This window comes from Streptosporangium becharense, from assembly GCF_014204985.1.
Lineage (GTDB): Bacteria > Actinomycetota > Actinomycetes > Streptosporangiales > Streptosporangiaceae > Streptosporangium > Streptosporangium becharense.
Genome location: NZ_JACHMP010000001.1, coordinates 1072276 through 1098083, shown reverse-complemented (window position 1 = coordinate 1098083; position 25808 = coordinate 1072276). Strand labels below are relative to the sequence as shown.

The 25808-nt window shown below is 73.9% G+C and carries 21 protein-coding genes; 8 read left to right on the top strand and 13 right to left on the bottom strand.

What is annotated here, in order from left to right; all coding sequences use genetic code 11:
• Nucleotides 1-24: 24 nt before the first annotated feature.
• Nucleotides 25-906, bottom strand: coding sequence for a sulfotransferase family protein (locus tag F4562_RS04775; RefSeq protein ID WP_184548300.1), 882 nt, complete (start codon nt 904-906; stop codon nt 25-27).
• 30 nt (nt 907-936) lie between these two features.
• On the opposite strand from F4562_RS04775, the gene F4562_RS04770 reads away from it, so the two are divergent.
• The 3 genes from F4562_RS04770 (at nt 937) to F4562_RS04760 (ending at nt 5762) form a co-directional block, all read left to right on the top strand.
• Nucleotides 937-1863 (top strand): S66 peptidase family protein, encoded by a 927-nt coding sequence (locus F4562_RS04770; RefSeq protein WP_311734283.1) that lies wholly within the window; start codon nt 937-939, stop codon nt 1861-1863.
• A gap of 39 nt (nt 1864-1902) precedes the next feature.
• Nucleotides 1903-2835: a hypothetical protein gene (locus F4562_RS04765; protein WP_184548302.1), complete on the top strand. Its 933-nt coding sequence runs from the start codon at nt 1903-1905 to the stop codon at nt 2833-2835.
• Nucleotides 2836-3077: 242 nt separating this feature from the next.
• A complete protein-coding gene (locus F4562_RS04760) occupies nt 3078-5762 on the top strand; it encodes an Hsp70 family protein (protein ID WP_184548303.1) in 2685 nt (894 codons plus the stop codon).
• A gap of 55 nt (nt 5763-5817) precedes the next feature.
• On the opposite strand, the gene F4562_RS04755 is transcribed toward F4562_RS04760, so the two are convergent.
• The 3 genes from F4562_RS04755 to F4562_RS04745 form a co-directional block, all read right to left on the bottom strand.
• Nucleotides 5818-7776, bottom strand: coding sequence for a dynamin family protein (locus tag F4562_RS04755; RefSeq protein ID WP_184548305.1), 1959 nt, complete (start codon nt 7774-7776; stop codon nt 5818-5820).
• Nucleotides 7777-7856: 80 nt separating this feature from the next.
• Complete coding sequence (locus F4562_RS04750) at nt 7857-9683, bottom strand: dynamin family protein (RefSeq protein ID WP_184548307.1); 1827 nt, start codon at nt 9681-9683, stop codon at nt 7857-7859.
• Entirely contained in the window at nt 9680-9952 is a 273-nt protein-coding gene (locus F4562_RS04745) for a hypothetical protein (protein ID WP_184548309.1), read from the bottom strand. Before F4562_RS04745 ends, F4562_RS04750 begins: the two co-directional genes overlap by 4 nt.
• Nucleotides 9953-10069: 117 nt before the next feature.
• Here F4562_RS04745 and F4562_RS04740 point away from each other — a divergent pair, with 117 nt between their 5' ends.
• Nucleotides 10070-10627, top strand: a complete 558-nt coding sequence (locus F4562_RS04740; RefSeq protein WP_184548311.1) for an RNA polymerase sigma factor — start codon at nt 10070-10072, stop codon at nt 10625-10627.
• 77 nt (nt 10628-10704) lie between these two features.
• Here F4562_RS04740 and F4562_RS35655 read toward each other — a convergent pair whose 3' ends face one another.
• From F4562_RS35655 to yczE, 4 genes are all read right to left on the bottom strand, one after another.
• Nucleotides 10705-11835 carry a nucleotide exchange factor GrpE gene (locus F4562_RS35655; protein WP_221207884.1) on the bottom strand — a complete coding sequence of 377 codons (1131 nt, stop codon included), beginning with the start codon at nt 11833-11835 and terminating at the stop codon, nt 10705-10707.
• Between the two features lie 88 nt (nt 11836-11923).
• The gene (locus F4562_RS04730; protein WP_184548313.1) at nt 11924-12166 is read right to left on the bottom strand and encodes a hypothetical protein; all 243 of its coding nucleotides are present in this window, start codon (nt 12164-12166) and stop codon (nt 11924-11926) included.
• 160 nt (nt 12167-12326) lie between these two features.
• On the bottom strand, nt 12327-14087 hold the full coding sequence (locus F4562_RS04725) for a glycoside hydrolase family 15 protein (protein ID WP_184548315.1): 1761 nt from the start codon (nt 14085-14087) through the stop codon (nt 12327-12329).
• Between the two features lie 63 nt (nt 14088-14150).
• Entirely contained in the window at nt 14151-14756 is a 606-nt protein-coding gene (gene yczE / locus F4562_RS04720; RefSeq protein ID WP_184548317.1) for a membrane protein YczE, read from the bottom strand.
• Between the two features lie 48 nt (nt 14757-14804).
• On the opposite strand from yczE, the gene yczR reads away from it, so the two are divergent.
• The gene (gene yczR / locus F4562_RS04715) at nt 14805-16274 is read left to right on the top strand and encodes a MocR-like transcription factor YczR (protein ID WP_184548319.1); all 1470 of its coding nucleotides are present in this window, start codon (nt 14805-14807) and stop codon (nt 16272-16274) included.
• Nucleotides 16275-16296: 22 nt separating this feature from the next.
• Here the strand turns inward: yczR and F4562_RS04710 are convergent, their stop codons facing one another.
• Together F4562_RS04710 and F4562_RS04705 are read right to left on the bottom strand one after the other, a co-directional pair.
• Nucleotides 16297-16908 (bottom strand): trimeric intracellular cation channel family protein, encoded by a 612-nt coding sequence (locus F4562_RS04710; protein ID WP_184548321.1) that lies wholly within the window; start codon nt 16906-16908, stop codon nt 16297-16299.
• A 214-nt stretch (nt 16909-17122) separates the two neighbouring features.
• Complete coding sequence (locus F4562_RS04705) at nt 17123-18613, bottom strand: peptide MFS transporter (RefSeq protein ID WP_184548322.1); 1491 nt, start codon at nt 18611-18613, stop codon at nt 17123-17125.
• A gap of 181 nt (nt 18614-18794) precedes the next feature.
• Between F4562_RS04705 and F4562_RS04700 the strand changes: the two genes are divergently transcribed.
• Nucleotides 18795-20630 (top strand): AMP-dependent synthetase/ligase, encoded by a 1836-nt coding sequence (locus tag F4562_RS04700; protein ID WP_184548324.1) that lies wholly within the window; start codon nt 18795-18797, stop codon nt 20628-20630.
• Between the two features lie 271 nt (nt 20631-20901).
• Entirely contained in the window at nt 20902-21906 is a 1005-nt protein-coding gene (locus F4562_RS04695; protein WP_184548326.1) for a hypothetical protein, read from the top strand.
• 67 nt (nt 21907-21973) lie between these two features.
• Here the strand turns inward: F4562_RS04695 and F4562_RS04690 are convergent, their stop codons facing one another.
• The 3 genes from F4562_RS04690 to F4562_RS34595 are packed head-to-tail and all read right to left on the bottom strand — an operon-like array spanning nt 21974 to nt 24712.
• The gene (locus F4562_RS04690) at nt 21974-22987 is read right to left on the bottom strand and encodes an NAD(P)/FAD-dependent oxidoreductase (protein ID WP_184548328.1); all 1014 of its coding nucleotides are present in this window, start codon (nt 22985-22987) and stop codon (nt 21974-21976) included.
• Entirely contained in the window at nt 22984-23532 is a 549-nt protein-coding gene (locus tag F4562_RS04685) for an isoprenylcysteine carboxyl methyltransferase family protein (RefSeq protein WP_184548330.1), read from the bottom strand. The genes F4562_RS04690 and F4562_RS04685 overlap by 4 nt, the downstream gene beginning before the upstream one ends.
• 10 nt (nt 23533-23542) lie before the next feature.
• Nucleotides 23543-24712: a type III polyketide synthase gene (locus F4562_RS34595; RefSeq protein ID WP_184548332.1), complete on the bottom strand. Its 1170-nt coding sequence runs from the start codon at nt 24710-24712 to the stop codon at nt 23543-23545.
• A 160-nt stretch (nt 24713-24872) separates the two neighbouring features.
• On the opposite strand from F4562_RS34595, the gene F4562_RS04675 reads away from it, so the two are divergent.
• A complete protein-coding gene (locus F4562_RS04675) occupies nt 24873-25742 on the top strand; it encodes a UbiA family prenyltransferase (protein ID WP_311734284.1) in 870 nt (289 codons plus the stop codon).
• Nucleotides 25743-25808: the final 66 nt, after the last annotated feature.

The window sequence follows — 25808 nt, the reverse complement described above, 5'->3', positions numbered from 1 at the left end:
CGGGTGGGCTCCCCGCGGGCGGGTTCAGGCGTAACCCAGGCGGGTGAGCTCCTCGCGGGCGACCTTCGCCACCAGTTCGGCGTCCGCGCCGCGCAGACGGCTCCGCCAGACGCCGACCCGCGGAGCGTTCCCGCCGTACAGGGCGATCCTGGAGACGCGCGTGCCGAGGAAGGCCGTGAGCTGTTCGGCGGTGTCGGCGAAGGAGGCGGCCACGTCCTCGTACCGCAGGGTCAGCAGCTGCTCGCGGGGCAGTTCGCGACGCAGCGACGCCGACAGCCGGACGGCGCTGCGCCAGCGCAGCGCGCACTTGCCGGCGGTCGGCATCGCCTTCCAGCGTTCCCGATGCTCGCCGGAGTTGACGCCCAGGAACGGGTTGGGGAACTCCGTCTCGTCGGTCAGCATGGCCGGCCTGAACCACGCCAGGGCCTCGGGGTCGGCCATCATGTCGGCGGCCACGTCACGCCCGTCCCTGATGAGCTGGACGAACCGGGCGTCGGGGAACGCCTGCAACAGCACCGTGGCGCTGTAGAGCAGGTCGGGGCTGGCGTCGCCGAACCTGGTCACCGAGCCCGCGCTCGCGCAGGGGCCCGCCCCCGTCACACCGCCTGCCTCCCGGCACGGCGCCGGGCACCGGCGGCAGGCGTCCGGAAGGATCCGCCACGACTCGGCCATGGCGTCGCGCAGCACCCGGGTGGCGCCCATGCCCCGTCCGGCGATCGAGGGACGCCGGGCGAAGGCGCGGGCGACGTGTGAGACCGTCGCCTTCCCCATGGTGACGTGGAATCCGGGGGAGCGTTTCAGGGCACGGGCCACCAGCCCCGCGCCGGAGTGCGGAGCGGCGAGCACGAACACCGGCTGGTGGACCTTGATGCCGTTGACCACCAGGATGTGGGGCGGAGGTCGCATATGTCAGCCCAGTGTGGCACCGTTTGCGGAGTGAGCGAACCGGCCATGCCCGCGGCGGCGCCGCCCCCGATCCGCCCCGGTGACACGGTGGCCGTGGTCACCCCGTGCGGCCCGCCCGACCCGGCCCGGCTGGCCCGCGGCATCCGGGTCCTGGAGGGGCTCGGCCTGAAGGTCGTCACCGGTGCCCACGTGCTCGACCGTCACCGCTACCTGGCCGGCGCCGACGCCGCGCGGGCCGCGGACCTGCAGGAGGCGTGGTGCGACCCCGCGGTGTCCGCGGTGTTCTGTGCCCGGGGCGGCTACGGGGCCACCCGGGTCCTCGGCCTCCTCGACTGGGACGCCCTGCGGGCCGCCGGCCCCAAGGCGCTCGTCGGCTCCAGCGACGTCACCGCGCTGCACAGCGCGTTCGCCGCGGAGCTGGGCCTGGCCTCCTGGTTCGGCCCGATGCCCGCCTGCACCACGATCAGCGACCCCGGCGGCCCCGAGCCGCGCACCTTCGGCCACCTGGAGGCCGCGCTCGCCGGCGACCCGGCGCCCGTCGCGGGCGACCGCATGATCGTCCCCGGTGACGTCACCGCCCCGGTGACCGGCGGCAACCTGACCCTGCTGGCCGCGCTCTGCGGCACCCCGTATGCCCTGTCGGCGCGGGGGCGGATCGTCCTGCTGGAGGACGTCGGCGAGGCGCCGTACCGGATCGACCGGATGCTTACCCAGTTGCTCCAGTCGGGGGCGCTGGACGGCGCGGCCGGGTTCGCGCTGGGCTCCTGGGTCGGCTGCGGCGATCCCTACCCGGTGCTGGAGGAGTTGCTCGCCCCGCTGGGGGTGCCCGTTCTCGCAGGGTTACCGGTAGGACACGGATCGCCGCAGTTCTCCGTACTACTGGGGGCACTTGGTGCTATTGATGCTAAATCGTGCTCTCTGACCTACTCAACGGGGGATGTCGGCAAGGCACGCTGAGTGCGAACGTAGGGGGAGACCGGCAGGGGGGACGCGCGCGTGAGGCTGTTCCGGCGGAGCCGTGACCGGCGGGCCAAGACACCGCCGCGTCCGATCGAGGAGGTCGACCTCGACTCCCTGCTCGCGCTGGTCGCCGACACCCTCGGATACACCTGTTCCTTCGATCCCGGCGGGGAGTCGCTCACCCTCACCGGCCCGCGGAACATCGTGGTCCGGCTGACCGGGCTGCGCGCCGAGGCCCGCCGGCGCTCGCGCGAGGACTGGCCGATGCTCGTCTCCGAGCACCTCGCGCACACCCTGGCCACCGTCGACGAGCCCCTCGACGCGTGCGACCTGGACCAGATCCGCCCGCTGCTGCGCACTCGCATCCAGCTCGACGACGACCTGGAGTCGGCCCGCGTGGTCGGCCGGCACCTCACCGCCGACCTGGTCGAGGTGCTGACCATCGGACATGACGTCACCAGCCGCCCGGTCCGGCCCGAGGAGGTCGGCTGCTGGCCGATCACCGCCGCCCAGGCGCTCGACCTGGCCCTGGACAACGTCCGGCAGGACGAACGGCTGTCGATGACCGAGGACGACCTCGGTGGCGTGGCGGTCCGCAGGCTCACCGGCACCACCGCCGGGGCCGCCGCCCACCTGCGGCGGCTCGGCGACTACCTGCCCGTTCCGCCGGAGGGTGTGCTGGTGGCGCTCCCCGACGCGGCGACGCTCATCGTCCACCCGGTCGAGGGCATCGGCGTGGTCCGGGCGATCGAGCGGCTGAGGCTGCTCGCCCAGCGGGAGTTCGACCTGCGTGCCGGAGCGCTCAGCCCGCAGGTCTACTGGTGGCACGACGACCGGCTCACCCTCATCCGGGCGGACCTGGTCAGCCAGGACGGGCAGACGCGCCTGGTCGTCGCACCCCCGCCGGACTTCGCCCGGGTCCTCGCCGACCTGGCCGTCCGCCCCGATCCCGGGACCGGCGGGAACTGACCGCCGATCGCGAGCGCGTCCCCGGTGCGGTGGGCGGTGGGAACTCCTGCCGTCCGGCACATGTACGGTGGGCGACGGGGACGGCCTCGGTGCGCCGCGGGCGGGCCCGGGACGGTCCTCACTCCGCGTTCACCCCGACGGCCCTCGCTCCGCTTTCTGGATTGTTCCCGGCATGTCCGCCCGCGCCCGGGATGTGGTCGCCGGATGCGGGATGATGGGGTCTGGATTTCGAGGAGTGTGAGATGGCGCAGTGGTGCCTCGGTGTCGATCTGGGGACGAGTTTCTCCGCCGGGGTGATAGCGGCCGAAGGGCGTTTCGACGTGCTGGAGGTCGAGGGGGAGCGGCGGGTTCCCTCCGCCGTGATGCTCGACGAGCGGGGGACGCTCGTGGCCGGACGGATCGCCCAGCGGGGGATCGGCATCAGTCCCGAACGGGTTGAGCGCAACCCCAAACGGTACGTCGGCCGCGGGCGGATGCTGCTGGGCGGCGTGCCGGTGGACGTGGTCGACGCCATGGCCGCCCTGCTCGAACTGTTCGTGAGCGAGGGGCGGCGGCGGTTCGACGGGGCCGACCCCGACTGCATCGCGTTGACCCACCCGGTGGCCTGGGGCGCCGACCGCAAGGCGGTGCTGCTGGCGGCGGCCAAGAAGGTCGTGCGGGGGGTGCGGATCGTGCTGGTCGACGAGCCCGTCGCCTCGGCGCGTTACTTCGCCTCCGCGGGCCGGGCCGCGGGCGGCGGGTCGCACCTGGCCGTCTACGACCTCGGCGGCGGCACGTTCGACGCCGCCGTGCTCACCGTCGACGGGAGCGACTTCGCGGTCGTCGGCGAGCCGGGCGGCAGCGACGAGATCGGCGGCGAGGGCTTCGACGAGCAGGTGTTCGCCTTCCTCGGGACGCAGATCGAGCGCATCGACGCCGAGTGGTGGCAGCAGGTCACCACCAACCCCGAGCGCCGCTACGTCAGCTACGCCGCGGACCTGCTGAAGATGGCCAGGGAGGCCAAGGAGACGCTGTCGAAGTTCGACACCTCCTCGCACTACGTGGTCGGCATCAACGAGGACGTGCACATCACCAGGGCCGACCTGGAGGATCTCATCGGCGAGGAGATCATCCGGACGGTCAACATCCTGGACGAGACGATCCGCGGCGCGGGCGTCCAGGTCGACGAGCTGGCCGCGGTGTTCATGACCGGCGGCCCCAGCCGGATGCCGCTGGTGCAGAAGGTCGTGCGCGAACGCTTCGGCGACCGGGTCCGGACCTACGACGACCCGAAGATCGTCGTCGCCTACGGCGCCGCCCAGCTCGCCTGGAAGCTGAAGGTCGAGTCCCGCGATCCCGTCCACTCCTCCGGTCCGGTGCGGGCCGCCGACCACGCCGTCCTGGACGGCTCGCTGAGCGCCTCCCATGCTCTGCCGGTCGCACCCGGGACCGGCCCGGCCGAAGCGTCCAGGGGACGGCACGCCTTCCCCGTCGCGGGGCCGCACGCCCTCGCCGGGCCCGCCGCGGGCCCGGTCGTGACGCCGGCCGGAGGGCACGGCGCCTTCACCGGTCCGGCGGACGGCGCCACCGGCGGGCACCAGATCCCCCCCGGTCCGGCGGGCGCCCCGCACACCGGCCCGCAGGGATTCGCGGGTCCCGTGGCCGCTCCGGCTCCGGCGGGCGGGGTGCCCGCGGGCGCCGGAGCGGGCGGGCCCACCGTTCCGGGCATCGAGAAGGTCATGGACGGCGTGCTGGACGCGCGGGTCGAAGGGGGACGGATCTTCGTCCACCAGGCGTTCGAGAGCGGCCACTTTCTGCGCAGGCTCGACGGTCTCGACGGCCGCCACGACCGCGAGCTCGGGTTCGGCAGGCTGGTGGAGTGGGCGCTCTCGCACGAGGGCCTGGTCACGGTGGAGCAGGTCGGTCCGGCGCAGGTGCTGGTCCGCACGCTCACCCCGGATCTGGCGATCCGCGGCACCTACCCGATGCAGATGTGGGGCAACCCCACCGCGATCGCCCACGGCCGCACGGCGTGGGTCTTCTTCCAGTCACGGCAGCCCACCCCGGTCGACACCACGGTGGGCCTGCCGTGGGGGGAGATCGGGCAGCTGGCGATGATCGAGTTCGATCTGGCCGGGAATTTCGCGTTCCAGCCTCCCCCGCCGCGGGATCTCGGCGTGCAGGCCCAGTGGTTTTTGAACGAGGACAACCGGCTGCGCCGCCTGCTCGACCAGGAGGCGCCCAGCGGCGCCGAACCGTCGCCCTCCGTCGGGGCACTCGGCTGCACCGTGGTGCTCGGGCAGTTCAGCAGCAACAAGCCGATGTTCCAGAACCGGCACCAGGACTTCAGGCCGTGGCAGGTGCTGTGCCTGGTCGACCCCGGCGGGGTGGTGCGTCCGACGGTGCGCGAGCCCGGCCGCCCCTGGCTCCACCAGGTGGTCCTGCACCGGGGACGCTGGTTCACCTCCAGCTCGGCGGGGCTGGAGACCGATGTCGCGGGCGGCCAGACCAAGCTGGTCATGCCGCGTCCCCGGGCGGGGGCCCTGCGCTGGTTCCCGGCCGGGAACCAGATCTACGCGGTCGGCACCGACCAGCTCAGCCCCGCCCGCGGCTGGTCGGTCGGGATCTTCGACCAGCGGACCCAGACGCTGGAGTTCCTGATGGGCAAGCAGTCGGCCACCCTCGCCGGCCACCTCACCTCCCGCTACCGCTGGGAGCGTCCGCGCCTGGTGGCCGACGGCGACTCGATGTGGATGACCATGCTGGACGCCGGCCGCAGCCGGCTGCTGCACGTCACCCCGGGAGGGGCCCGGGAGGTGCACCGCACGCCGGGCATGTTCGAGCCGGTCGCCCGGGTCGCCACCGGCCTGCTCTGCCTGCACCGTCCCACCGACGTCAGCGGGATCGCCCGGGACCAGCCCACCACCCTGGTGCACCTGCCCCTGTGAACGCCACGGCCCCCGCGGACCGGACGGGTCCGCGGGGGCCGGGTGGTGGAGTCCGTCAGGCTCCGGCGGGAACCGGGGGGACGGCCCCCTGCGTCCCGGCGGGGGCCGGCGGGGCGGCGCCGAGGGCGGCCACGGCGGTGGCGAGCTCCTTGCGGAGCGCGTGGCCGCGGGTGGTGAGTTCGGCGATCTTGGAGATGCGCTCCTGGCCCGACTCACGCGCCTTGCGCCGCTCGGCGGCCGAACGCGCCGAGGCGGACTTCAGCTCGGCGCGCCGGGTCTCCAGCTCCTTGCGGCGCCGGGACAGGCTGTCGTCGGCGGCCTGTTCGACGTTCACCCGCCAGGTGGTGACCATCCGCTCCACGTCGAGCGTCATCTCCCGGGTGACCAGGGCGAACTGGTCGCGGAGCGCGTTCCTGATCGCCGCCTGGCTGCGCTGGACCTGCTCCATCTTGCGCCGCCCGAAGTAGATGGCCGCCCCCAGGGCGGGGGCGACCAGGAGGAAGCCCACCGGGCCGAGCGCGGCGGCGGCGAGGCCGCCGAACGACAGGCCCATCGACGCCGACGGCAGCACGTCGCGCACCAGGTCCACGTTGACCGGCTCGTCGGCGGCCGTGTCACCCCTGACCTGGATCTGCGACAGGTTGGGCGCCGTTCGCCGGTCGGCGGCCAGGTTCACCGGGTCGAGGCCGAGATCGCGGGCGAAGGCGTCCAGGGTGGTCCGCGCCAGGGCCTCCACGTCGTAGACGATCTGCGACCAGGCGGCCTCCAGCGAGCGCTGAGCGCTCTCCGGCATCTCCGCCATGTACTTGTCGATCTGCGCCTGGCTCTTCAGGGTGGCGATCGTGTTCTCGTACGGCTGACGGATCTCGGTCAACCGGGCGGCCACGATGCCGCCGACCTCGCGGGCGAGGAAGGTGTTGGCCACCGCGCCGGCCCGGCGCTTGGCGGTCAGCTCGGCGAGGCTCTCCAGATCGGCCTCCACCTCGGCGAGGCGGGCGGCCAGGTCGCCTTCGTCGTCGGAGCCGACGGCGACGTCGTCCTTGGCCCCGGCCGTCAGGGAGCCCAGCGCCGACAGCGCGGCGGCGACCACGGTGGCCCCCCGCGCCGAGTCCCGGCCCTCGGCGAAGGCACGCAGGTGCCGCTCCAGGACGTCCATGCCGCTGCGCGCCCGCAGTGCGGCCGCGCGCTCGTGGCGTCCCTCGCGGCGCTTGGCCTCGGCGGCCTCGGCGAGCTTGGCGCTCACCGGGATCCACGGCGCGGACAGGAGCGGGCTCAGCGTCGCCGTCCTGCCCGGGTCGGCCGCGACCGCCTCGGTGACGAACGTCCGCAGCCGGGCCTTGTTCTCCTCCATGAGGCTCTTCCAGTTGGCCGAGTCCTCCACCTTGGTCAGCACGAACGCGATCGCCTGGACCCGTTCGGCCGCCTCGGCGAGGAACTCCAGCTCGTGCCGGAGCACCGGCTGGTCCTGCGCGCTGAGGGTGAACAGCAGCGCGTCGGCCCGCTGGAGCATCGCCACGGTCACCTGGCGGTGCCCCACGGTGAGACTGTCCACGCCGGGCGTGTCCAGCAGCCGCAGGCCGTCCAGCAGCGGGGTGTCGAGGGTGATGTCCACGCTGACGACGTCGCGGCGCTTGCCGATGTCACCACGCATCGAGGCGTAGTCGGGGATCGACTCGACCGTGATCGGCGTCTGCACGAGCCCCTTGTCGGTGTTGCGGTGGACCACCGCGGCCAGCTGCGGGCCGCGTCGCAGCGACAGGAAGCAGTTGGTGGCCACGTCGGCGTCGACCGGCACCAGGTCGGGCCGGCCGACCAGGGTGTTGATCAGGCGGCTCTTGCCGCGCTTCTGCGCCCCGGCCACCACGATGTCGGTGCACTCGTCCTTCCAGCGGCTCGCGCACGTGGCCAGCATCTCCGCCAGGTCCTGCCTGCCGGACTGCTTGGCCAGGGCGTGGACCTCGTTGGCGTAACGCAGCAGCCGCGCCACGGGGCCGTTCGGGTCGGGGGTCGTCAATGTCGTCGTCTCCTGTCGGGGGAATCGTGCGGCGCCGCCGTCCCTTGCCGGCGACGCCGTCCGCGGGGCGCCCTGGGCCCCTAGGGCTGTTCCTGGTGGTAGCGCGACCAGACGGTCTCGTACGCCTCGCAGAGGGTCTCCGCCGCCCGGCGCTGCCGCAGGGACAGCGGGCGGTGGGTGAGGGTCCGGAAGCGGGCCCCCAGGGCGGCGGCGTAGCCCGCCACCTCGGCGCGCGGGCTGCCGGGCGGTGCGCCGAGCTGGGTGGCGAGCTCGGTGCCGGACAGCAGCAGCTCCAGCGCCCGCCGGTCGTCGGCCGGGACCATGGGGGAGGCGCGCAGGGCCTCGACCGCGGCCGGGTCGACGCGGAGCGGGGGCAGTGCCTCGCCGCCCGCGGCCTGCGGGGTGTCCGGTTCGTCCAGCGCCGCCGTGACGATGTCCTCCAGGACGGTCAGCACGTCCCTGGCCCGGTGCCCGGCGCTGCGGCCCTCACTCATCATGGCGAGCGTGCGCCAGCGCATCGACGCGGTCACGGCCGCCGCGGCGATCTCCTGCCGCGGCGCCCCGGCGGGCAGGCCGAGTTGCTCGGCGGGGTCGTCGTGGCGGGACAGGCGCAGCAGTTCCTCGGTCATCTCCTCGTTCAGGACCAGGGTGCCGCGGCCGAGCGCCTCGGCCGCGGCGAAGATCCGCAGGCCGCCCAGCGCGGTCGCGATCGGCTTGTTCTCGTCGAGCTGCGCCGCGAGCGCGTCCAGGGTGGCGCGGTCCGCGCCCAGCGCGGGCGTGCGGGCGAGCTTGCGCAGCCGGGTCAGCGCGTCGAGCGCCTTGAGCTGGTCGGCGCGGCGGGCGAAGTGGGCGATGCCCGCGGCCACCGAGCCGGTCGCGGCCCGTCCCGCCGAGGCGTATCCCGACCGTTCCAGCAGGTGGGCGGTGAGCGCGCCGGCGTCGCGGACCCCGTTGCGCACCGCCTCCACCGCGGTGGCGATGCCGTAGCGGTGCAGCCGCTCGACCAGGCGGCGCCGTACCTCGGCCGGCACGGGCAGGTCGGACGCCGTGCGGAAGTCCTCCAGGTCGAGGAGGTAGTCCTCCAGGTCGTCCTCGTCGAGCCCGGCCAGCACCGACAGCGCCTCGATCTCCTCGGCGTCCAGCGGGCACGCGCGCGCGGTCTCGGCCAGCAGGCCGATCACCGGGACCACGTCGTAGACCGAGGTGCGCAGGTCCTGGTAGCCCTTGGCGGCCAGCCGCCTGGCGGTGGGCCACGGGTCGTCCTCGTCGCCGCGCCGGTCGACCTGGCCGAGCACGGCGAGGGTGTTGACGCAGCTCATGCCGCAGGCGTCGGTCAGGCCGCGGAACTCCGACAGGGTGGTGTCGTCGAACTTCTGGACGTAGCGCAGCACGTAGATCATCGCCTGCGCGCGGTCGTCCTCGTCACCGGAGCCGAACAGCATGCTCCGGGCCGCCCGCTCGTTGGTGGCGGTCACCGTGTTCATGCCCGGCGTGTCGATGATGGTGACCGTCCGCAGCGACGGCAGGTTCAGCGAGACCCGCAGGCGCCGGATCACGGCCACGTCGACGCCCAGCTCGGAGGGGAGCCGGTGACCCGGCAGCAGCCGGGAGTGGACCACGCCGCCGTCCTTGAGCTCGATCCTGATCAGGCCGTCGTCCTCACCGTACTCGTACTGGGTGACGACGAAGGTGCACTCACCGGCGTCGACCGGGGCGACGGGCAGCCCGAGCAGCGCGTTGACCAGGGTCGACTTACCGCTGCTGACCGCGCCCGCGACCGCGACGCGCAGCGGCGCGTCGAGGTCGGCACGCACCTGCGCCACCCGTTCGCGCAGCTCGGCGCCGGCCAGCTTGGCCGCCGTGGCGTCGCACAGGCCGCGCAGCAGTTCGGCGGGTCCGGCGGTCATGCCCGCCCCCCCGCCGCGTGGTCGGTGCCGTCGGCGTCGTCCGGGCCGCCCGCGCGGTCCGCGGATCGCCGGGCACAGGGCACGAGCGGCCTTGCCGCGCTCTGCGGAGGTGGGGGACCGAACCCATCAGGGCCGGGCAACAGGGACAGGTCGGGGGTGCTCGACGAGAGCGTCTGGGCGAGCATCGCCAGGTTCTCCTCCTCGGTGGGGTACGGGATCGCCGTGAAAAGGAGCCGACGCAGCTCAGTCAGGTCGTCTGACTCCTCCAACGGTGGCCCCAACCAGAGATTGTTACGGTCCAATATCAGGATTTGCCGCTTCTTACCGGACATTCATCCGGCATGGTGTCATTGGCTGACTTTCCACCCGTGGAGGATGGGCGACCGATGACGACCGGGACGCTGGACGCGGAACTCGACGACGAGGCGCTTCTCCTCGCCGGGGCACGCGCCGGTGACGAGACCGCCTTCCGCGCGCTGTGGGCCCCGGTGCAACGTCCGGCCTTCGGCCTCTGCTACCACCTGACGGGGCACCGCGCCGACGCGCTCGACGCCCTCCAGGAGACGCAGCTCGCCGCCTGGCGCGGCCTGCACGCCTTCCGGGGCGGCTCGTCCTTCCGGGCGTGGGTTCTCGTCATCGCGCGCAACGCCGCGTACACGGTGGTGCGGCGCCGCTCCCAGGGGGTGCTCCACGCCGAGATGGCCGAGGACTCGGTGATCGCCGAGCCTTTCGAGGACCTGGTGGCGGGCCTGGCCGACCTGCGCCGGGCGCTGGCCGAGCTGCCGCCACCGCAGCGCGAGGTGCTGCTGCTGCGGGCGGGCGGGCTGGCCTACGAGGAGGTGGCGGCCTCGACCGGGGTGCCGCTCAACACGGTGCGGGTCTGGATCCACCGGGGCCGGCGGCGACTGCGGGCCGCCCTCGCCGAGGGCGTCGCCGAGAACTGAGCCGGACCCGCCGGGCCGAGCCGGCCTCCGGGGCGGGCCCGGTCCACGGGGCGGCGCGGGCACCGGGAGCGCGGCGTTCACGGTGTCGGCCCCGCACCGGAGGGATCGTGCCGGTACACGGCGACCTGCGGCACGCGGATGATCCGCTCGCCGTCGGCGTACCCCCGCTTGACGGTCTCCGCCACGACGTCGTGCAGCTCGGGACGATCGGTCGGCTCGACGCCGAAGGCCTCGTGCGCACGCGGGTCGAACCGCTGCCCGTCCGCGACGAGCTCCCGGACGCCGGCGCGGTCGAGCCCCTCCAGCAGCGTCGCGGCCAGCTGGGGGTGTCGTTCGGCGATCTGGTCCCGGTAGGCGATGCAGGCGGCGACGAGTGCCTCGCGTCCCGGATGCCCGTCGGCGAAGAGCCGCTCCACCTGCTGCGCGAGCGCGGGGCTGATCCCGCTCTCCGTGATCCCGGCCAGGGCCTGCGCCAGCGGGTCGCCCCCGCCGGGCGCCGCCGGTCCCCGCCGGTCGTCCTCCGCCGTCTCCGGCGGGGTGTCCGCCCCCGGCCCGTGCGTTCCCTGGGGAGTGCCCTCCACCTCCTCCACCTGGGGGAAGGGCATGCCGGGGTCGCCGGACGGCGTCGGGCCCGACGCCGACGCTGGCTCCGGTGTCGTCTCGGCCGGTACCCCGGCCGGGGCTTGGGACGTTCCGGGTTCCGCCACCGCCGGCTCGGTTACGGCGGGCGGCGGGCGGTGTTCGGCGTCCGGTGTCCCGGTGGCCGCGTGCTCCGCGGGCATCGCCGGGTTCGGGGGCGTCACCGCGTCCGGGGGCACGGCGGGGGCGGCGGGCCATGTCCCGGGTGCGGCGGGCGGGACGGCTCCCCCCTGGGCCTGGACGGCACCGGGCGGGACGGCGCCGGGCTGAGCGGCGCCGGGTTGCCAGGTTCCCGGAGCCGGGGTGCGGTTGCGGTGCCAGACGTAGAAGGCGGCGGCGATCAGCACCAGACCGCCCGCGGCCAGCAGCAGCATCAGGGGCAGCGGGGCGAACCCGCCCAGCAGCCCCGCATCCTCTTCGGCGGGCCGCAGAGGCCCTCCGCTGGGACGCAGGGGTGCCGGAGGCCCGCCGGGCCCCTTTCCGCGGGAATCCGCCGCCGCCACGCCGCCGGCGGCCAGCACCGGTGGAGCGATGAGCAGCAGGGAAAGGAGCACGCGTCGATGCCTCATCGGTCGCCTTCCTGGTCGGCCGCCCGTGTGACCCGGGTACGGGTTCCCCCCTCGGTGGGATCACACGGGATTATGCCGGGTGATCTGATCAGGCGGAGAAGGGACCCGTCTCGGTGTAGTCGGTCACACCGTCGCCGTTGAGATCGACGCGGACCTCGTCGGTGATGCCGTCGCCGTTGAAGTCGGTGTACTGCACGTCGGTCTTGCCGTCGAAGTTGGTGTCGTAGAGCTCGGTGTCGGCCACACCGTCGAAGTTGGTGTCCTCCAGCACCACGTCGTACGCGCCGTCGCCGTTGGTGTCGTAGGAGTCGGTGACGCTGAAGTCGCTCATGTTCGTTTCCTTTCGGGGTGCTCGTTCACAGGATGAGAGTCGTGAACGCGTCCGATAGTTGCAGAGAAGTTCAAGATTTTTTGGTCTTTTTTCGCCTCTTGTGCCGACGTGCCGCTGAAAACGGTAAAAAGATGGCAAAGTACCCTAAAGGGGGTGGGTCTCAGCTGAGCGCGCGGGCCACGTGGATCAGCGGGACGTGGCTGAACGCCTGCGGGAAGTTGCCGACCATGCGGCCGTAGCGCGGGTCGTACTCCTCGGCGAGCAGCCCGACGTCGTTGCGGAGCGACAGCAGCCGCTCGAACAGCTCGACGGCCTCGTCCTTGCGGCCGATCATCGCCAGTGCCTCGGCCAGCCAGAAGCTGCACGCCAGGAAGGCGCCCTCGCCGCCCGGCAGGCCGTCCACGTCGTTGTCGGCGCAGACCGGGTAGCGCAGTACGAAACCGTCGACCATCAGCTCGCGCTGGACCGCCTCGACCGTCCCGATCACACGCGGGTCCTCCGGCGGCAGGAAGCCGACGATGGGGATCAGCAGCAGGGCGGCGTCCAGCTCCCGCGAGCCGTACGACTGGGTGAAGGTGCCGCGCACCGGGTCGAACGCCTTGTCGCAGATCTCGGCGTGGATGCGGTCGCGCGCCTCCTTCCAGCGCGCCACCGGGCCGGCCTTGCCGAAGGACTCCACCTGCTTGACGGCCCGGTCGAGGGCCACCCAGCACATCACCTTGGAGTGGGTGAAGTGGCGGCGCGGTCCCCGGACCTCCCACAGGCCCTCGTCGGGCTCGTCCCAGTGCTCCTCGACGTAGGCGATGAGCTCACGCTGGATGGTCCAGGCCCGGTGGTCCGGCTCGATGCCCGAGACGCGCGACAGGTGCAGGGAGTTCATCACCTCGCCGTAGACGTCCAGCTGGAGCTGGTCGACCGCGCCGTTGCCGATCCGGACCGGCCGGGAGTCCTCGTAACCGGGCAGCCAGTCGAGTTCGAGCTCGGTCAGGCGGCGCTCCCCGGCGACGCCGTACATGATCTGCAGGTCCTGGGCACGGCCGGCGATGGCGCGCAGCAGCCAGGCCCGCCAGGCGCGGGCCTCGTCCAGGTACCCGGCGCCGATGAGGGCGTCCAGGGTCATGGTGGCGTCGCGCAGCCAGCAGTAGCGGTAGTCCCAGTTGCGGACCCCGCCGAGGTCCTCGGGCAGCGAGGTGGTGGGGGCGGCCACGATCCCGCCGGTGGGGGCGTAGGTGAGCGCCTTGAGCGTGATGAGGGAGCGCACCACGGCCTCGCGCCACGGGCCCCGGTAGGTGCACTGGGCCACCCACTCGTCCCACAGTTCCTCGGTCGCGGTCAGCTGCTCGTACGGGTCGATCTCGACCGGCTTGGGCTCGTGGGAGGGGTGCCAGGTGAAGATGAACGCCAGCCGCTCCCCCTCGGAGACCCGGAAGCCCGCGCGGTGCGCGTAGTCGCCGCCCTGCAGCGGGACGGGGGAGTGCAGCCAGACCGAGTCGGGCCCGCCGACGGCCTGGAGCAGGCCGTCGGTGCGGCGCACCCACGGCACGATGCGGCCGTAGTCGAAACGGATGCGGATCTCGGTGGCCATGTCCACCGTCCCGGACACGCCCTCGACGATCCTGACCAGGTCGGGGTTGGCGTGCCGGGTGGGCATGAAGTCGATCACCCGGACGGTGCCGGTGGGGGTGTCCCACTCGCTTTCGAGGATGAGCGTCTCGCCCCGGTAGCGACGCCGGTCGGCGCGGGGCCGTTCGGCGTGTGAGGGACCGATCCACCACTGGCCGTTCTTCCTGTCGCCGAGCAGCGCCCCGAAGCAGGAGGGCGAGTCGAAGCGCGGCAGGCAGAGCCAGTCGATGGAGCCGTTCCGGCCGACCAGGGCGGCCGACTGCATGTCACCGATGAGCGCGTAGTCCTCGATCCACATGGCTCGACGCTAACCCCACAGCGAGGTCTCTAACCTCTCCGGAAAGTCTCCGCCGGGCCGGCCTCACGCCCCGGGACGCATCCTGGGCATGAAGAACTGGGTCAGCGGTCCGATCGCCAGGGCGAAGACCAGGGTTCCCACCCCCACGGTCCCGCCCAGCAGCCAGCCCACGGCCAGCACGGTGACCTCGATGGCGGTGCGTGCCGCGCGGATGGAGAGCCCGAGCCGGTTCAGGCCGGTCATCAGGCCGTCGCGGGGCCCCGGGCCGAGGCCGGCGCCGATGTACAGGCCGGTCGCGGCGGCGGTGACGACGACGCCGGCCACCAGGTAGGCCCAGCTCACCACGGGCGCGCCCGGGGCCGGGAGCAGCCACATGGCCGCGTCGGCGAACAACCCCACGAACACGACGTTGCTGACGGTCCCCACGCCCGGCCGCTGCCGCAGCGGGATCCACAGCAGCATGACCGCGGCCCCGACCAGGATGATCCAGGCGCCGACCGACAGGCCCAGGTGCACCGAGAGGCCCTGGTGGAAGACGTCCCAGGGACTGCCGCCCAGGTACGAGCGGATCTGCAGGGCGATGCCGACGCCGTAGAGCGCCAGACCCGCGTAGAGACGGAGGAGCCGGTTGGGGAGGGAGCCGAAGGTCGGTAGGGAGAGTTCACTCATAATGCCGTCAATCGTGCAGGCCAATGAATCCCCTTCAAAGGGCCAATCATGAAAAGTGGCCTTATGCTGGGCGAGGTGGACAGGTATCTCAGCGGACCGCAGCTCGCCCGGCTCACGGCGGTCGACCCGGGCGCCAGGCCCTACTACCGGGCGCTGGCCCGGTCCGTGCGGTCGCTGATCCTCGACGGGCGCCTGCCCGTGCGGGTGCGCGTGCCGGCCGAGCGCCACCTCGCCGACGCCCTGGGCGTCAGCCGGACCACCGTCACCGCGGCCTACGACCGGCTCCGTGAACAGGGCTACCTGGAGAGCAGGCAGGGTGCCGGAAGCTGGACCGCGCTGCCCGACGCCGGCTCCCTGGGCACCGCCAACCCCTGGATCGCCGCAGCGGACGACGGCCTGCTCCCGCTGCACACCGCCGCGCCGAGCGCCATCTCCACGCTGCCCGCGGCGATCGCCTTCGCGGGCGAGCACTACCCCCGCTACGCCCTGGGCATGGGTTACGACCCGGTCGGCATCGCCCCGCTGCGTGAGGCGATCGCGGCCCGCTACACGGAGCGGGGACTCGCCACCCGGCCCGAGCAGATCCTCGTCACCACCGGCGCGCAGCAGGCCATCCACCTGGTGACCACCCTGCTGCTCTCCCGCGGCGACCCGGTGCTGCTGGAGTCGCCCACCTACCCGCACGCCATCGACCTGGCCCGGATGCGCGGCGCCAGGATCGTCCCGGTCGGCATCCCCGACGGCGGCTGGCACCTGGACCTGCTGACCTGCGCGATACGCCAGTCCGCCGCCCGGCTGGCGTACGTGATACCCGACTTCCACAACCCCACCGGGCACCTGATGGACGAGGCCACCCGGGCGGGCCTGACGGAGGCGGCCAGGCGGTACGGCACCACCCTGGTGGCCGACGAGAGCTGGGCCGAGCTGGCCCTCGACGGGGACGACGGGCGGTCCCGGGTCGCGCCGCTGGCCGCCTTCGACACCGACGGACGGGTGATCACCATCGGGTCGGCGTCCAAGCTGTGGTGGGGCGGGCTGCGCATCGGCTGGATCCGCACCACCGCCGCCACGGTCCGCCGCCTGGCCGTGCTCCGCGCGGCCGTCGACATCGCCAGCCCGCTCTTCGAACAGCTCGTGACGGTCAGGCTGTTCGAGGACATCGAGGAGTCGCGCGCCGAGCGGGCCCGCACCCTGGGCGCCTCCCGCGAGGTCCTGACGACCGCGCTGGCCGGGCACATGCCCGACTGGGACTTCACCGTGCCCTCCGGCGGCGGCTCGCTCTGGGTGCGGCTGTCCAGCCCGGAGGCGACCGCGCTGGTCGACGCGGCGGCCTGCCACGGGGTGCGGCTCGCACCCGGCCGCTGGTTCGGTGTGGACGGCACCCTGGAGAGCCGGCTGCGTCTTCCCTTCACCCAGCCGCCGCAGGTGCTGACCGAGGCGGTGCGGCGGATCGCCGAGGCCAGGGTCGAAGGCGCGTCCGGGAACCGCCCGCCGGAGTCGCTCACCCCCACCCTTTAGCCACGCGGTGGCCGCGTCCCGCCTACTCGGCCGTCAGGCCCCTGGCCAGGGGTGCGCGCAGGCGCAGCCGGACGGCCGCCACGCGCAGCCCGAAGGCGAGGACCGCGGCGGCGAGGGTGGCTGGCCAGCCGTGCAGGTCGAGTGTGTAGAGCGCCGCCATGGCCGCCGACCCCAGCAGGGCGGGCACCGCGTACAGCTGGCGGTCGTACAGCAGGTTCGGGATCTGCCCGGAGAGGATGTCGCGCAGCATGCCGCCGCCGACCCCCGTGATGACCCCGAGCAGGGCCGCGTGCAGCGGGCTGAGCCCGAAGTCCAGCGCCTTCTCGGTGCCGACCGCGCAGAACAGCCCCAGCCCGGCCGCGTCGAGCACGTTCACCGCGGGCATCACCCGTTCCACGTGCGGGTGCCAGAAGAACACGATCACCGTCGCCGCGACCGGGACGACCACGTAGCCGACGCTGGAGAAGGCGGCGGGCCGCACGTTCAGGATCAGGTCCCGCAGGATGCCGCCGCCCAGCGCGGTCATCTCGGCCAGCACGGCCATGCCCACCACGTCGAGCCGTCTGCGCACGCCCACCAGCGCGCCGGAGAGGGCGAAGACGAAGATTCCGGCGAGGTCGAGCACATGGTCCACGGACCAACCCTCCCACGGCCCGCCCCGGACGCGCCCGGCCGGGTCGCACCGCCCGGGAACCGGCCCGCGCGGGATCACCCCGGCGGGCCCGCACGCGCAGCCGCCGACGACCGCCCGCGGCGCGGCCCGGTGGGCTCCCGCGCACCCGCCGCGGCCCGGTGGGCTCCCGCGCGCACCCGCCGCGGCCCGCAGGCCCGGCCGGGCCTGCGGGCCGTCACCCGCCGGGGTGCGCCGCGTGCTCCCGCATCAGGACGCGCAGCCTGCCCGCCGACGCCAGCAGCGCCGCACCCGCCGCGAGGGCGATCGCCGCGAGGGTCAGGAAGTACGCGGGCTCCGACATGTGCTCGCGCAGCCGGCCGGTCTGCCCGCCCACCGCGTCCCCCACCGAGACGGCGATGAACCACACGCCGAGCATCTGGCCCTTGAACGCCTCGGGGGCCAGCTTGGTGGTGACCGAGAGCCCGACCGGGCTCAGCGCCAGCTCGCCGAAGACCTGGACGAGGTAGACCAGCACCAGCCACCACACGCTGACCCGCCCACTTGCGGCCAGCCGCGCCGCCAGAGCCATGACCACGAAGCTGAGCCCCACCATGAACAGCGCGAAGGCGAACTTCTGCGGGGCGGTCACCCGCTCGCCCAGCTTCACCCAGAGCGCGGCGAAGACCGGGACGAAGACCATGATGAACAGCGGGTTGAACGACTGCGTCGTCGCCGGTGTGACGCGCAGGCCCAGCAGGTTCAGGTCGGTCCGGTGCTCGGCGAAGAACAACAGCACGGTCGGGGCGAGATCGTAGATCATCCAGAAGACGGCGGCGGCGGCGAACAACCAGACGTAGGCCCGCATCCGGGCGTGCTCCTCCTCGGTCAGGCCGTGCGCGCCGAGGAGGATGTAGCCGAAGTAGAGCACCGGGACCGCGACGATGACCAGGGTCATCACGAGCGCGAACCCGTCGAGGCTGAACGTTCCCGAGGCCACCCACACGGCCATGGCCACGGCCACCAGGACGACCGCGGAGACGAGGGCGATGGTGAAGTGCCTGCGCTCGGCCGCCGTCAGCCGGTGGCCGGGCCGGTCGCCCACGCCCCGCAGGTGACGCCGCCCCCGCACGTACTGGGTCAGGCCCAGCGCCATGCCGACCGCCGCGGCGCCGAACCCCAGGTGCCAGCGACCGTCGCGGGCCAGCCAGCCCACCACGATCGGAGCGATGAAGGCGCCGAGGTTGATGCCCAGGTAGAAGAGCGAGAACCCGGCGTCGCGGCGCGCGTCGTCGTCCTCGGGATACAACTTGCCGACCATCGCGGAGATGTTGGGCTTGAGCAGGCCGGTCCCGATCACGATGAGGAACAGCCCCAGCCAGACGAAGGCCGGCGTGGTGACCGGGATCGCCATGCTGATGTGACCCAGCATGATGACGAAGCCGCCCCAGAGCACCGCCCTGCGGGCGCCCAGGACACGGTCGGCGACCCAGCCGCCCGGTAGGGCGACGAGGTAGATGAGCGCGCCGTACACCCCGATGACCGCCTGGGCGGTCTGCTCCGACATGCCGAGGCCGCCCGTGACGGGGGAGGCGGCCATGAAGGTGGCCAGGATGGCCCGCAGGCCGTACCAGCTGAACCGCTCCCACATCTCGGTGCCGAACAGCGTGGCGAGACCGCGTGGATGCCCGAAGAAGGTCCTCTCCCGAGCGGGTGCCCCCGATGTCATTGCCGCCCCCCGAGGTCGTTTGTGTGATTGGGTCACCACTGTAGGTAAACGCGTCGTCCGGCCGTGCGCGGAGGGTGGGAAACGTGGTGTTTCTTCTGTCTTTCAAGGTCTTGTCGAGGGGGAAGCCGGTGTGGTGCGATGCATGCCACTCGTGCAAGTGAGCACTTTCAGGAGGCGCGACATGACCGGTGTCCTTGAGGAGCGTGCGGAGATCGAGCGGGAGATCGCGGGACGGACGGTCTGCGACCGGCTGAAGGAGGCGGCCGAGGGGGATCCCGACGCTCCGGCCTACTCCGACCCGGTCGAGGAGGGGTGGTCCACCCTGACCTACGCCGAGGCCCGGCAGCGGATCCTGGAGATCGCGGCGGGGTTCGTCGCCCTCGGGCTGGAGCCGGGCGAGGCCGTCGCCCTCATGATGGTCAACCGCAGTGAGCACGTGCTCGCCGACCTCGGCGCGGTGCACGCCGGGGGCGTCCCCTGCTCGGTCTACTCCACCTTCGCGCCCGAGCAGGTCGCCTTCGTCGCCGGCGACGTCGGAGCCGGGATCGCCGTCCTCGGCGGCCCGGCCGACCTGGCCCGGTGGGAGCCGGTGCTGGACGACCTCCCCGGCCTGCGCAGGATCATCATGCTCGAGGACGCCCCGTCCGGTGACCGGTTCCTGTCCTGGGACGACTTCCTGGCCCTGGGCCGGGAGCGGCTCGCCGCCGACCCCGCCGCCGTCGAGGCCCGCTGGCGGGCGGTCACCGCCGAAGACACCATCACCGTGCTCTACACCTCCGGCACCACCGGCAACCCCAAGGGCGTGCCGCTCACCCACGCCAACGTGTTCTTCGAGGTCGCGGCCACCAACCGGATGGCCAACCTGCCCACCAAGGGCACCCAGGTCTCCTATCTGACCTACGCCCACATCGCCGAGCGGGTGCTCAGCCTCTACCTGCCGCTCTTCAAGCTCTCCCACGTCTACTTCTGCACCGACCTCGCCCAGCTCGGCACGGTCCTCGGACAGGTCAAGCCGGTGCTGTTCTTCGGCGTCCCGCGCGTGTGGGAGAAGATGATGGCCCGGCTGCAGGCGTTGCTGGCCACCCAGCCGGAGGAGCAGCAGGAGAACGTGCGCGCCGCGATGGCCGCGGGTCTGGCCTACATCGAGGCGTGCCAGTACGGCCGCACGCCCTCGCCCGAGGTACGGGCGGCCTACGAGCAGGCCGACGCCTCCCTGCTGTCGATCATCCGGTCGCTGATCGGTTTCGACAACGCCGGTTGGCTGGCCACCGCGGCCGCACCCATGCCGCTGGAGGTCCAGCGCTTCTTCGCCGGTCTCGGCCTGAAGGTGCTCGACGTCTACGGCATGACGGAGACGACGGGCGCGTTCACCGCCAACGCCCCCGACCGCTTCAAGCTCGGCACGGTCGGCCCGGCGGGTCCGGGGGTCGAGGTCCGCATCGCCGAGGACGGCGAGATCCTCACCCGCAGCCCGGCCAACACCCGCGGCTACCTGAACCGGCCGGAGGCCACCGCCGAGCTGCTGGACGAGGACGGCTGGCTGCACACCGGCGACGTGGGCTCCATCGACGAGGACGGCTTCATCAGCATCGTCGACCGCAAGAAGGAGCTCATCATCACCTCGGGCGGTGAGAACATCTCCCCGGCCAACATCGAGAACCACCTCAAGGAGCACCCGCTCATCGGCCAGGCCCTCGCCTACGGCGACGGCAGGCCGTACCCGGTGGCGATCCTCACCCTCGACGGGGAGGTGGCCCCCGGCTGGGCACAGAGCCACGGCATCGCGTTCACCACCCTCGCCGACCTCGCCGAGCACCCCGACGTCCTCAAGGCGGTGGAGACCGCGGTCGCCGCCGCCAACGAGAGGCTCGCCCGGGTCCAGCAGGTCAAGCGGTGGCGGTTGCTTCCGGTGGAGTGGACGGCCGAGACCACGGAGCTCACCCCGAGCCTGAAGCTCAAGCGCCGCGTCATCCACGCCAAGTACGCCGAGATCATCGACGGCATGTACGCCGGCTGACGCGGCCGCCGCCCTCCGCGGGGCCGCCGGGCCCCGGCCCCCGTCCGCCGGGCCCCGGTTCCGGCTCGGCCTCCGGTTCAGGGCCCGGCCTCCGGTCCGGGGCTCGATCCCCGGTCCGGGGGCCGGGCCTCCGGGTGCCCCCCGGACCGCGGAAGGCACCTGGCGTTCTCCTGCGAAAGCGGAGATACCGGGCGCCGAGCCGTACCGTTTTGCCAACCGGGCGTGTGTCGGCTACCCGCTCCTTACCGGCGCCTGCCTAGCGTCCGGAAACATGACCACGAGAGTTCTTCTGGCGTCCCTGGTCGCGGGAGCCGCGTCCCTGCCGGTGCCCGCCGGCGCTCCGGTCGTCGCGGCGGAGGATCCGGTGATCCGCTCGGTCACGATCCATCCCGCCGCCCCGGTGGTCGGGCCGGCCGACACGGTACGCCTGGTGATCGAGGTGGTCGCCCGTGGCGTGGCCGGGCCCGCCGGGGTGACCGTCCAGGTCGAGCCCGGGGCGGCGGGGCCGGGGGAGACGGTCTTCCCGGTCGGCGTGTCCCGCCCGGCCGCGCAGGCTCCACGCCCCCGTCCGGGAACGGGTCCCGAGCCGCGGCCGGGTCCCGGAGCGTCCCTCGCGCCGCGCCCGGACCCGAGGCCGGGGGGTTCTCCGCCCCTCACCCCGGCCCCCTCTCCGCTTCCCGGTGTGCTCCCCGGCCCGCTTCCCACCGAGGTTCCCTCCCTGCTTCCAGGCCCGGTCTCCGGTCCGTCCCGTACGCCCGCCCCGGCGACGGGGCCGGGACGGGCCGTCCCGGGGCACGCGGCGGCCCGCGCGGGCCTCGTCGTCCGGCGCGCGGCGGACGGCTGGGAGACCTGGCGCTTCAACCCGGAGCAGACTCTCAGCCGCTGGTACCCGGCCGGCCGCTGGACCGTCACGGTGACCGCCAAGGGCACCGGCGGCAGGACGGTCGTCGGGCGCCGGGGCTTCCAGCTGAGACGCCAGACCAGGTTCAGCGCGGTCCGGGCGGTGGCCGGGGGCGAGGGCACGCGGGTGCGCGGCGTCCTCAACCGGGTCGACCCGCAAGGTTATCTCGACTACGCCCCCTTCCCCGAGCGGCCCGTCGAGATCCTGCACCGAACCGGGGAGGAGGACTGGGCGGAGGTGGGCACCGCCACCACCGACGCCCACGGGCGCTTCGGCCGCACCCTGCCGATCCGCCCCGGCGGCCGGTGGCGGATCCGCTTCGCCGGGACGAGCCACTACGCCCCCGGCCTGAGCGCCGTTCACCGGGCGGAGTGAAACCGGGGCTACCGCCGGCCCGGGACGTGCACCGCCGCGCCGTCCACCGGACGGGGTCGCGGCGGCGTCAGGCCAGGGCGTGCACCGCCGCACCGAACACGGCGGGCATCCGCCGTGCCGCCGGAACGATCAGCCGGGCCGCCGGTCCGAAACGGCGCGTGCCCACCAGCGCCGTCGTGAGCAGCCGGTGCCGCCGCGACAGCCGCCGCCAGGCGGTCTCGTACGACTCGGCGGCGCCGGCGCGCAGGCAGCCCACGAGCACCCGGGCGGAGGACAGCGCCAGCGAGACGCCCTCACCGGTGAGCGCGTCGACGTACCCTGCGGCGTCGCCCACCAGCAGCACCCGTCCGGCGACCCGGGTGCGCACCCGCTGGCGCAACGGCCCGGCGCCGCGCACCGGGGTCACCGCGGGGGCTCGCAGCCGCTCCGCCAGATCCGGGAAGTCCGCCAGGTGCTCGGGGTAGCCGCGCCGCCGTGAGCTCAGCACCGCCACCCCCACCAGGCCGTCGCCCACCGGCGTCACGTACGCCTCCCCGTCGGCCGCCCAGTGGACCTCGACGAAGTCCGTCCACGGCGGCACGGGGTAGTGCCGGCGCAGGCCGTACCGGCGGGGCCCGCGGCCGGGCAGCTCCAGCCCGAGCCGGGCGCGCAGCGGGGAGTGCAGGCCGTCCGCGGCCACCAGCCAGCGGGCCCGCAGCCCCGCGGCCTCGACGCCGCCGTCGTCCTGCCGGACCTCGGTCACCTTGCCGGGGACGATCTCCACCCCCAGCTCCTTCGCCCGCAGGGCCAGCGCGGCGTGCAACGCGGTCCGGCGCACCCCCAGGCCCGGCCCGTCGCGGAACGGCGCCTCGGCCGCGCACCGCCCGTCGAGGTAGCGGATACCGCGCAGGGGCCGGCCCTCCACCCGCACGCCGAGCGCGTGCAACGCGGCGGCCCCGGTGGGCATCAGCCCCTCGCCGCACGCCTTGTCGACCGGTACGGGCCGTGGCTCGACCACCACCGCCTCCATCCCGGCCAGCGCCGCGTTGACGGCGGTGGCCAGCCCCGCCGGTCCGCCGCCCGCGATCAGGACGTCGATCACGCGGTGGCCCGGCCGGGGGCGAGCGAGGCCAGCGCGGCCTCCTCACAGCGGATCCGGACCACCATCAGCGCCGCGTTGAGCACGGTGAACACCAGCGCGGTGACCCACGCCCCGTACACCAGCGGCAGCGCCGCCCCCTCGACGGCCACGGCCACGTAGTTCGGATGGCGCAACCAGGGCAGCCGGTACGGGCCGCGCTCGACCACCGACAGGCCGGGCACGACGATCACCTCGGTGTTCCACTGTGGGCCGAGCGCGGTGATGCACCACCAGCGCAGCCCCTGCGCGGCGACCACCAGGGTGAGCATCGGCCAGCCGAGCGCCGGAACGAACGGCCGGCCGGCCAGGCCCGCCTCCAGCAGGCATCCGGCCAGCAGGCCGGTGTGCAGGGCGACCATCCAGGGGTAGTGGCCCCGGCCGTGCACCACCCCGCCGCGGGCCATGCTCCAACGCGCGTTGCGGCGGGCCACGACCAGCTCGGCGAGGCGCTCCAGGCCGACGAGCAGCACCAGGAGCAGGTACCAGGACGACAGCTGCCAGGACATCGGACCTCCGCTACCAGCGCAGCAACACGAGCTCGGAGCAGAACCCCGGCCCCATCGCCAGCAGGAGCCCCGGCGTGCCCGCGGGCGGCGGACGCAGGGCCAGGGTGTCCCGCAGGACGTGCAGCACCGAGGAGGACGACAGGTTGCCGACCTCGGCCAGCGAGCGCCAGGTGAGGTCCAGAGCCCCCTCGGGCAGCCCGAGCGTCTCGGCCACCGCCTCAAGCACCCTCGGCCCGCCGGGATGGCACACCCACGCCGTCACGTCCGCACCGGTCAGGCCGTGGTCGGCGAGGAAACCGCCGACGTCCCGGGCCAGGTGGGTGCGCACCACGTCCGGGACGCTGGCGTCGAGCACCACCCGGAAACCGGTGTCGCCCACCTCCCAGCCCATCACCCCCTCGGAGCCGGGGTAGAGGCGGCTGCGCGAGGCCACCACCTCCGGCCCGGCCGGGAGAGCCGGGAGAGCCGGGGGAGCCGAGGCCGAGGCCGGGGCCGGGGGAGCCGGGACCGGGGAAACCGGAGCCGGGGCCGGGCGAGCCGGGGCCGGGGAAGCACCTCGCGCCCGGGGCCGCCATGCGTCGCCGCAGGCGACCACGGCCGCGGCCCCGTCGCCGAACAGCGCGCTTGCGACCAGGTTGGCGATGGAGGCGTCCCCGCGTTGCAGGGTCAGCGAGCACAGCTCGACCGAGAGCAGCACGGCCACGTGCTCCGGCCAGCCGCGCAGGTAGTCGTGGAGGCGGGCGATCCCGGCCGCCCCCGCGACGCAGCCCAGGCCGAACACCGGCACCCGCTTGACGTCGGGACGCAACCCGAGCCGCCCGGCCAGCCTGGCGTCCACGGACGGCGCGGCGAGGCCGGTCACCGAGGTGAACAGGATCATGTCCACCTCCTCCGGCGCGATCCCGGCGGCCTCCAGCGCGTCGCCGACCGCCGCGGCACCCAGCTCGACGGCCGCCTCGATGAAGGCGTCGTTGGCGGCGCCGAACCCGTCCAGCTTGGCGTACTGGTCGAGGGGGAGCGCCAGGTGGCGGGAGCCCACCTTCGCGGAGGAGTGCAGCCGGTCGAGCAGCCGGCGGTCCGCCCCCTCGGGCAGGCACGCCCGCGCGAACGCGTCGGTGATCTCTGCCTGGAGGTAGCGGTTGGGCGGAAGCGCGCCGCGGACCGCGGCGATTCGCGTCATCTCGTGACTACCCCCTGGCTAGGGAACGGCGGATATCCCCCTCTTGCCCAGCCGCCTGTGCGACATGCGCGATCACCGTTCACCGATCCGTCCCGCGCCGGCCCCGGGGCGGGCCTCCGCCTGCCGGTGGCCGGCGGGACCGTCGCCTACCATCGGTCCGGTGACGAGGAGTGGGCATCCGTCCCCGGCCACCGGGACCGCGCTGCGGGCCGCCCGGGGCCTGCTGCTGGCCTGCCACCCCGGTCCGACCGCCGCGGTCACCGCGCTGGTGACCGCCCTGGCCGTGGCGAGCGGCCGCGGCGCGGCGGGGGCCGCCCTGGTGGGCGTGGCGGTGCTGGCCGGGCAGTTGTCGATCGGCTGGTGCAACGACGCGGTCGACGCCGCCCGGGACGCCGCTGCGGGCCGCACCGGCAAACCCGTCGTGGACGGGACGGTGAGCGCCCGGACGGTCCGGGTCGCCGCGGTCTCGGCCCTGGCGCTGTGCGTCCCGCTCTCCCTGGCCTCCGGCCCGGCGGCCGGCGCCGTCCACCTGGCCGGCGTCGCCGCGGCCTGGGCCTACGACCTCGGGGTGAAGGCGACCGTGCTGTCGTGGCTGCCGTACGCGGTGGGATTCGGCTCGCTGCCGGCCTTCGTGACCCTGGGGCTGCCGGGAGGGCCCTGGCCCGCCTGGTGGGCGATCCCGGCGGCGGCGCTGCTCGGCTGCGGGGCCCACCTGGCCAACGTGCTCCCCGACATCCCCGCCGACCTGGTCACCGGGGTCCGGGGCTGGCCGCAGCGGCTCGGCGCCGCCCGGGTCCGGTTGCTGGTCCCGCTGCCGCTGCTGGCCGCGACGGCGCTGCTCGTCCTCGGCCCGGGGGGGTCTCCAGGGGCGGGGGGCTGGGCCGCCCTCGCGGCGGCCGGTGGTCTCACCGCCGCCGGGCTCGTGCTCGGCGGGCGTTCGCCCCGGGTCCCCTTCGCCGCGGCCGTCGCCGTGGCGGCGGTCGACGTCGTCCTGCTCCTCGCCCAGGGCACCGCCCTCACCGCTTCCTGACGTACCCTCCGCTTGCGGGGGGCGGTGAACCGCGGGGTGTCCGCGTGCCCCGCTTCCGGGATGGGG

What these genes read in the sequence shown, in the direction of transcription:
- F4562_RS04775 (WP_184548300.1), bottom strand. Translation starts at nt 906, where the DNA reads ATGCGACCTCCGCCCCACATCCTGGTGGTCAACGGCATCAAGGTCCAC.
- F4562_RS04760 (WP_184548303.1), top strand. Translation starts at nt 3,078, where the DNA reads ATGGCGCAGTGGTGCCTCGGTGTCGATCTGGGGACGAGTTTCTCCGCC.
- F4562_RS04750 (WP_184548307.1), bottom strand. Translation starts at nt 9,683, where the DNA reads ATGACCGCCGGACCCGCCGAACTGCTGCGCGGCCTGTGCGACGCCACG.
- F4562_RS04740 (WP_184548311.1), top strand. Translation starts at nt 10,070, where the DNA reads ATGACGACCGGGACGCTGGACGCGGAACTCGACGACGAGGCGCTTCTC.
- F4562_RS35655 (WP_221207884.1), bottom strand. Translation starts at nt 11,835, where the DNA reads ATGAGGCATCGACGCGTGCTCCTTTCCCTGCTGCTCATCGCTCCACCG.
- F4562_RS04730 (WP_184548313.1), bottom strand. Translation starts at nt 12,166, where the DNA reads ATGAGCGACTTCAGCGTCACCGACTCCTACGACACCAACGGCGACGGC.
- F4562_RS04725 (WP_184548315.1), bottom strand. Translation starts at nt 14,087, where the DNA reads ATGTGGATCGAGGACTACGCGCTCATCGGTGACATGCAGTCGGCCGCC.
- yczE (WP_184548317.1), bottom strand. Translation starts at nt 14,756, where the DNA reads ATGAGTGAACTCTCCCTACCGACCTTCGGCTCCCTCCCCAACCGGCTC.
- yczR (WP_184548319.1), top strand. Translation starts at nt 14,805, where the DNA reads ATGAAAAGTGGCCTTATGCTGGGCGAGGTGGACAGGTATCTCAGCGGA.
- F4562_RS04705 (WP_184548322.1), bottom strand. Translation starts at nt 18,613, where the DNA reads ATGACATCGGGGGCACCCGCTCGGGAGAGGACCTTCTTCGGGCATCCA.
- F4562_RS04700 (WP_184548324.1), top strand. Translation starts at nt 18,795, where the DNA reads ATGACCGGTGTCCTTGAGGAGCGTGCGGAGATCGAGCGGGAGATCGCG.
- F4562_RS04695 (WP_184548326.1), top strand. Translation starts at nt 20,902, where the DNA reads ATGACCACGAGAGTTCTTCTGGCGTCCCTGGTCGCGGGAGCCGCGTCC.
- F4562_RS04685 (WP_184548330.1), bottom strand. Translation starts at nt 23,532, where the DNA reads ATGTCCTGGCAGCTGTCGTCCTGGTACCTGCTCCTGGTGCTGCTCGTC.
- F4562_RS34595 (WP_184548332.1), bottom strand. Translation starts at nt 24,712, where the DNA reads ATGACGCGAATCGCCGCGGTCCGCGGCGCGCTTCCGCCCAACCGCTAC.